Source organism: Streptomyces sp. NPDC046876, from assembly GCF_040645035.1.
GTDB lineage: Bacteria > Actinomycetota > Actinomycetes > Streptomycetales > Streptomycetaceae > Streptomyces.
In genome coordinates this window covers 1-6,148 of the sequence record NZ_JBEYXK010000188.1, presented here as the reverse complement: position 1 = coordinate 6,148, position 6,148 = coordinate 1, and the positions used below count along the sequence as shown (strand labels likewise).

Here is a 6,148-nt window from a genome sequence, read left to right as displayed (position 1 = left end):
CCCGGTGCCCGGCGGAGCCGGGTTTCTTGGGGCTCCGCCCCAAACCCCGCGCCTCAAACGCCGGCGAGGCTGGAATGCCCGGACCCCGGCTGCGCAGACCGGCGGAGCCGGGGTTGGAATGCCGAGACCCCGGCTGCGACAGCCACGGGCTGGGTCGGGGTTGCTGGGGCGCCGCCCCAGACCCCGCGCCTCAAGCGCCGGCGGGGCTGAGATGGCCAGCCCCCGCTTCGAAAGCGGGGGCAGGGCCGGACTGCCGGCCCCGCGCGGGCACCGGGCGACACACGAAGCCGGGTCCGGCAAATCCAGCCCCGCCGGCGTTTGAGGCGCGGGTCCGGGCGGAGCCCGGTGCCCGGCGGAGCCGGGATGCCCGGGCGGGCCGGGGCGTCAGGCCGTGGCGGACTTTATGGGGGTGGCCGGGTCGGACAGCTTGGCCGGGTCCACCTGGGTGCCCGTTTCGATCAGGCGGCGGGCCTGGGCCAGGTCCCGGGGCCGGCCCACCGCGAGGATCGCGACCAGGGAGCCGGCACGGAGCCAGCACACCGTCCAGGCGGACTCCCCCGGGTCCCCCCGCCACAGGAGGGTGTCCGCTCCGGCGTGGTGTCCGGCGTACTGGACGAAGCGGCCGAACTGCTCGGACCAGAAGTACGGCACCGGGTCGTAGACCTCGAGCGGCCCCGACCCCCCGCCGGCCCCGGCCAGGATGTTCGCCGCGACGACCCGCGGCCCCTGCAGCGCGTTGTCCCAGTGGTGCACCAGCAGCCGAGCCCCGTACCGCCCGGACGGGAAGGACGCGCAGTCGCCGACCGCGTACACCCCCGGCAGGGACGTCCGCAGGTGGGCGTCGGCCGTGACCGAGCCGTCCGGCCCGAGCTCGACGCCCGAGCCGGCCAGCCACCGCGTGGCGGGCCGCGCCCCGATGCCGACGACCACGGCCCCGGCCGGCAGCTCGCGGCCGTCCGCGAGCAGGACCCGCCCGGACTCGACCGAGGCCACCTTGGCCGAGGTCAGGAGGGCCGCGCCCACCTCCTCGTACCAGGCGGCCATGGGCGCGGCGACCTCGGCCGGGAGGGCGCCCGCCAGCACCCGGTCCGCCGCCTCGACCACGGTCACCGCGCAGCCCGCCTCCCGCGCCGCGGTGGCGAACTCCGCGCCGATCCAGCCCGCGCCGACCACCACGGTCGCCGGGGACTGCGCCAGCACCGGCCGCAGCCGCGCCGCGTCGTCCAGGGTGCGCAGCAGGTGGACGCCGGGGACCCCTTCCGCGCCCGGCAGGGTCAGCGGCTCGGCCCCGGTCGCCAGTACCAGGACCCCGTACGGGACCGGCCCGGCCTCGGTGTCCAGCTCGTGGTCGGCGGCCTGCAGCCCGCTGACCTCCACGCCGAGCCGCAGCTCGATGCCGAGGCCCTCGAAGTCCACGTCGAAGGCGGAGTGCTCGGCCTTGCCGAGGAGCACCGCCTTGGACAGCGGGGGCCGGTCGTAGGGCTGGTGGGGTTCGGCGCCCAGCAGGGTCACGGGGCCGGTCCACCCCTGTTCGCGGAGGGCGACCGCGGTCTGCACTCCGGCCATTCCGGCGCCGACGATGACGACGCCGTTCTCAGTCTGTTCCGTCTGCTCGCTCACATCACCAGCGTAGTCAACTGACGATCAGTCAGGAATCTGGCACCGCCGGACACCGCCGGACACGGCCCCCCGCCCGGCATCCGGCGCACTCCCCCTCCGCCGAGGCGAGCGGCTAGGGTGGCCATCGTTACCCACCGCGGGAGTCCGGACGTACCGGGCTGAGAGGGAGGCTGACCGGCCTCCGACCGTACGAACCTGATCCGGGTCATGCCGGCGAAGGGAGGGGCTGGACGCCCATGCATTCATCTCGGAAGGGATCCGACGTCCTCGTCATCGGGGGCGGGATCATCGGCCTGGTCACCGCCTGGCGGGCGGCCCGCCGCGGGCTGCGCACCGCGCTCGCGGACCCCGCACCCGGCGGCGGCGCCGCCCGGGTCGCGGCGGGCATGCTCGCCGCCGTCACCGAGCTGCACTACGGCGAGGAGACCCTGCTGGGCCTCAACCTCGCCTCCGCCGCCCGCTACCCGGAGTTCGCCGCCGAGCTGGCCGACGCCAGCGGCGGCATGGACATCGGCTACCGCGCCTGCGGCACCCTCGCCGTGGCCCTCGACGCCGACGACCGGCTCCACCTGCGCGAGCTGCACGCCCTGCAGCGCCGCTGCGGCCTGGAGTCCGAGTGGCTCACCGGCCGCGAGTGCCGCCGCCTGGAGCCGATGCTCGCCCCGGGCGTGCGCGGCGGGCTGCGCGTGGACGGCGACCACCAGGTCGACCCGCGCCGGCTGGCCGCCGCCCTGCTGGCCGCCTGCGAGAACGCCGGCGTGGAGATCCGCCGGGCGAGCGCCCGGCGGCTGCTGGTCGCCGCCGACCGGGCCGTCGGCGCCGCCCTCGACGACGGCACCGAGCTGCACGCGGACCAGGTGGTGCTGGCGGCGGGCTCGCTCAGCGGCCGGCTGGCCGGCGTACCGGACGAGGCGCTGCCGCCCGTCCGGCCGGTGAAGGGGCAGGTGCTGCGGCTGACCGTGCCGGCGGCGTACGCGCCGTTCCTCTCACGGACGGTACGGGCGGTCGTGCGCGGCAGCCACGTGTACCTGGTGCCGCGGGAGAACGGCGAGCTCGTCGTCGGCGCGACCAGCGAGGAACTCGGCTGGGACACCACGGTCACCGCGGGCGGGGTGTACGAACTGCTCCGCGACGCCCACGAGTTGGTGCCCGGGATCACCGAACTCCCGCTGACCGAGACCCTGGCGGGCCTGCGGCCCGGCTCACCGGACAACGCCCCGCTGCTCGGGCCGACCGCACTGCCCGGGCTGCACCTGGCCACCGGGCACTACCGCAACGGGGTGCTGCTGACCCCGCTCACCGGCGACGCGCTCGCCGACCTGCTGACCACGGGCGCGCTGCCGCAGATCGCCCTCCCGTTCAGCCCGCTCCGCTTCTCCGCTGCACGTCAGGAGTCGTACGCATGACCATCTCCGTCAACGGCGAGCCGCGGGAGGTCGCGGCCGGGACCACGCTCGCGTCGGTGGTCGCCACCCTCACCACGGCGCCGTCCGGCGTCGCGGCCGCCCTCAACGAGACCGTGGTGCCGCGCGGGCAGTGGCCGCTGACCGCGGTGGGCGAGGGCGACCGGATCGAGATCCTCACCGCGGTCCAGGGAGGCTGAGCGCGATGGCCGACGACACCTTCGAACTGGGCGGCCGGAGCTTCTCCTCCCGCCTGATCATGGGCACCGGCGGGGCGCCGAGCCTGGAGGTCCTGGAACACGCCCTGATCGCCTCCGGGACCGAGCTGACCACGGTCGCGATGCGGCGCCTCGACCCGACCGTGCAGGGCTCGGTGCTGTCCCTGCTGAACGGGCTCGGGATCGCGGTCCTGCCGAACACCGCCGGCTGCTACACGGCCGGCGAGGCCGTGCTGACGGCCCGGCTGGCGCGGGAGGCGCTCGGCACGGACTGGATCAAGCTGGAGGTCATCGCGGACGAGCGGACGCTGCTCCCGGACGGGGAGGAGCTGCTGGACGCCGCGGAGACGCTCGTGGACGACGGGTTCACGGTGCTGCCGTACACGAACGACGATCCGGTGCTCGCGCGGAAGCTGGAGGACGCCGGCTGTGCGGCGATCATGCCGCTGGGGTCGCCGATCGGGTCCGGGATGGGGATCCGCAATCCGCACAACTTCGAGTTGATCGTGGAGCGGGCGGGTGTCCCGGTCATCCTGGACGCGGGGGCCGGCACGGCGTCGGACGCCGCCCTCGCCATGGAACTGGGCTGTGCCGGTGTGATGCTGGCCTCGGCGGTGACGCGGGCCCAGGCCCCCGCCCTCATGGCGGCGGCCATGCGGGACGCGGTCTCGGCGGGCCGTCTCGCCTTCCGGGCCGGCCGCATCCCCCAACGCCGCTTCGCGGAACCGTCGTCCCCCATGGCGGGCCGCCCCGCCTTCGACCCGGAACGCCCGGCCTTCTGACGGCCCCCGGCCCCGGCCGGTGCTCCCGCTGCGCGGAGCGGTCCCCCACCCCGCCCCTTCTCCCCCAGCTACCGCTGGGAGGTGCCCCCAGAAACCGGGGGCTCCGCCCCCGGACCCCGCGCCTCAAACGCCGGCGAGGCTGAATTTTGCCGCTGCGCTGCAAATCCAGCCCGCGCGGCGTTTGAGCGCACCGGGCGCGAAGCGCCCGGAACCGGGTCCGGGCGGAGCCCGGTTTCTGGGGGCACCTCCCAGCGGTAGCTGGGGGAGAAGGGGTGGGGAGGGGACCGCTCCGCGCAGCGGCAGCCCGGCGGCAGCCCGGGCAGGGGCACATCCGGGCCGGCCCGGACGTCACAGGTGCGCTGCAAGCTCGGCTCCGGCGGCCGGGCCCACGGGCGGCGCTCGTAGAATCGCCGGGTGGACACGACCCTGGATGACCCCCTCGTCGGGCAGACGATCGACGGCCGCTACCGCATCGACGCCCGCATCGCGGCCGGCGGCATGGCCACGGTCTACCGGGCCCTGGACACCCGCCTGGACCGCATCCTCGCCCTGAAGGTGATGCACCCGGCGCTCGCCGCCGACGCCGCCTTCGTCGACCGCTTCATCCGCGAGGCCAAGTCCGTGGCCCGGCTCGCGCACCCCAACGTCGTGGCCGTCTTCGACCAGGGCACCGACGGCCCCTACAGCTACCTCGCCATGGAGTACGTCTCCGGCTGCACCCTGCGCGACGTGCTGCGCGAGCGCGGCGCGCTCCAGCCCCGCGCGGCCCTGGACATCCTGGAGCCGGTCCTCGCAGCCCTCGGGGCGGCGCACCGCGCCGGGTTCGTGCACCGCGACATGAAGCCCGAGAACGTGCTGATAGGCGACGACGGCCGGGTCAAGGTGGCCGACTTCGGGCTGGTCCGCTCCGTGGACACCGTCACCAGCACCACCGGCGCCGTCCTCGGCACCGTCTCCTACCTCGCCCCCGAGCAGATCGAGCAGGGCGTCGCCGACACCCGGGTGGACGTCTACGCCTGCGGTGTCGTGCTGTACGAGATGCTGACCGGCGCCAAGCCGCACATCGGTGGCACCCCCGCCCAGGTGCTCTACCAGCACCTCCACGAGGACGTCCCGGCCCCGTCGGCGGCCGTTCCGGGGCTGCCCGCGTGCCTGGACGCCCTGGTCGCGCAGGCCGCCGCCCGCGATCCCGAGCTGCGTCCCCACGACGCCGCCGCCCTCCTCGGGCTGGCCCTGGAGGCCCGTACGCAGCTGAGCGACGCAGAGCTGGACGCCGTACCGCCGCAGGCGCACGCCGGGGAGCGGTCCGCCGCCGAGGACCGCACCAGTGTGATCCCGCGGCCCGTCGCCGCCCGCGAGCAGCCGGCGGAGCAGACCTCCCGTCTGATGCTGCCTCCGCTGTCCGCGGACTCCGATGCGCCCGCGCCCGCCGCGGCGGCCCCGGTCCGCTCCCGCCGCGGCCCGCTGCTCGTCCTGGCGGCGCTGCTGCTGATCCTCGGCATCGGCTCCGGCGTCTGGTACATCAATTCCGGCCAGTTCACCAAGGTCCCCAACCTGCTCGGCAAGACGGAGGAGCAGGCCCGGTCCGAGCTGTCCGCCGCCGGTCTCGACGTGAAGCGGGTCGACCGGAAGTTCAGCGACGCCTTCGAGCGCGGGACCGTGATGAACAGCGACCCGCAGGGCGGCAAGCGCATCCGCGGCAACGGCGCGGTGGTGCTCACCGTCTCCCGCGGCCCCGAGGTCGTGATGGTGCCCGACGTGAAGAACAGGACGCTGGACGAGGCGAAGGCGGAGCTCTCCAAGAGCGGCCTGGCGCCCGGGATCGTCACGCAGGCGTTCAGCCAGGACGTCCCGCAGGGCTCGGTGATCTCCACCGATCCGCCGGGCGGCACCCGCCGGGCGCCGGAGTCCGCGGTCGCGATCACCGTCAGCAAGGGCCGCCCGGTGCAGGTGCCGAACGTGGCCGGCAAGCCCCTCGACCAGGCCAAGGCGGCGCTCGAGTTTCTCGGCCTCACCGTGCAGACGGCGCCCGAGCAGGTCAACTCCCCGGCCCCCGCGGGCACGGTGGCCAACCAGTCGGTCAGTGCCGGCGCCCAGGCCGCGGCCGGCGACACGGTGGTGCTGA

General features: G+C 75.4%; 5 protein-coding genes and 1 riboswitch. Of the genes, 4 read left to right on the top strand and 1 reads right to left on the bottom strand.

All coding sequences use genetic code 11. The features are described from left to right. Nucleotides 1–384: 384 nt before the first annotated feature. Nucleotides 385–1,566 (bottom strand): FAD-dependent oxidoreductase, encoded by a 1,182-nt coding sequence (locus tag ABZ924_RS37915; protein WP_361920197.1) that lies wholly within the window; start codon nt 1,564–1,566, stop codon nt 385–387. A 180-nt stretch (nt 1,567–1,746) separates the two neighbouring features. Beyond that, nucleotides 1,747–1,859, top strand: a riboswitch (TPP riboswitch). Between ABZ924_RS37915 and thiO the strand changes: the two genes are divergently transcribed. The 4 genes from thiO to pknB all read left to right on the top strand — a co-directional run. Then, on the top strand, nt 1,857–3,026 hold the full coding sequence (gene thiO, locus ABZ924_RS37910) for a glycine oxidase ThiO (RefSeq protein ID WP_361920195.1): 1,170 nt from the start codon (nt 1,857–1,859) through the stop codon (nt 3,024–3,026). (Overlaps the previous riboswitch by 3 nt.) Next, nucleotides 3,023–3,223: a sulfur carrier protein ThiS gene (thiS, locus tag ABZ924_RS37905; RefSeq protein WP_361920193.1), complete on the top strand. Its 201-nt coding sequence runs from the start codon at nt 3,023–3,025 to the stop codon at nt 3,221–3,223. The genes thiO and thiS overlap by 4 nt, the downstream gene beginning before the upstream one ends. Nucleotides 3,224–3,228: 5 nt before the next feature. Then, the gene (locus ABZ924_RS37900) at nt 3,229–4,023 is read left to right on the top strand and encodes a thiazole synthase (RefSeq protein ID WP_361920191.1); all 795 of its coding nucleotides are present in this window, start codon (nt 3,229–3,231) and stop codon (nt 4,021–4,023) included. A gap of 414 nt (nt 4,024–4,437) precedes the next feature. Then, nucleotides 4,438–6,148, top strand: a 1,711-nt coding sequence (gene pknB, locus ABZ924_RS37895) for a Stk1 family PASTA domain-containing Ser/Thr kinase (protein WP_361920189.1), incomplete at its 3' end; no start/stop codon positions are given.

Coding starts and splice junctions, on each gene's coding strand:
- ABZ924_RS37915 (WP_361920197.1), bottom strand. CDS start 1,566: ATGGCCGGAGTGCAGACCGCGGTCGCCCTCCGCGAACAGGGGTGGACC.
- thiO (WP_361920195.1), top strand. CDS start 1,857: ATGCATTCATCTCGGAAGGGATCCGACGTCCTCGTCATCGGGGGCGGG.
- thiS (WP_361920193.1), top strand. CDS start 3,023: ATGACCATCTCCGTCAACGGCGAGCCGCGGGAGGTCGCGGCCGGGACC.
- ABZ924_RS37900 (WP_361920191.1), top strand. CDS start 3,229: ATGGCCGACGACACCTTCGAACTGGGCGGCCGGAGCTTCTCCTCCCGC.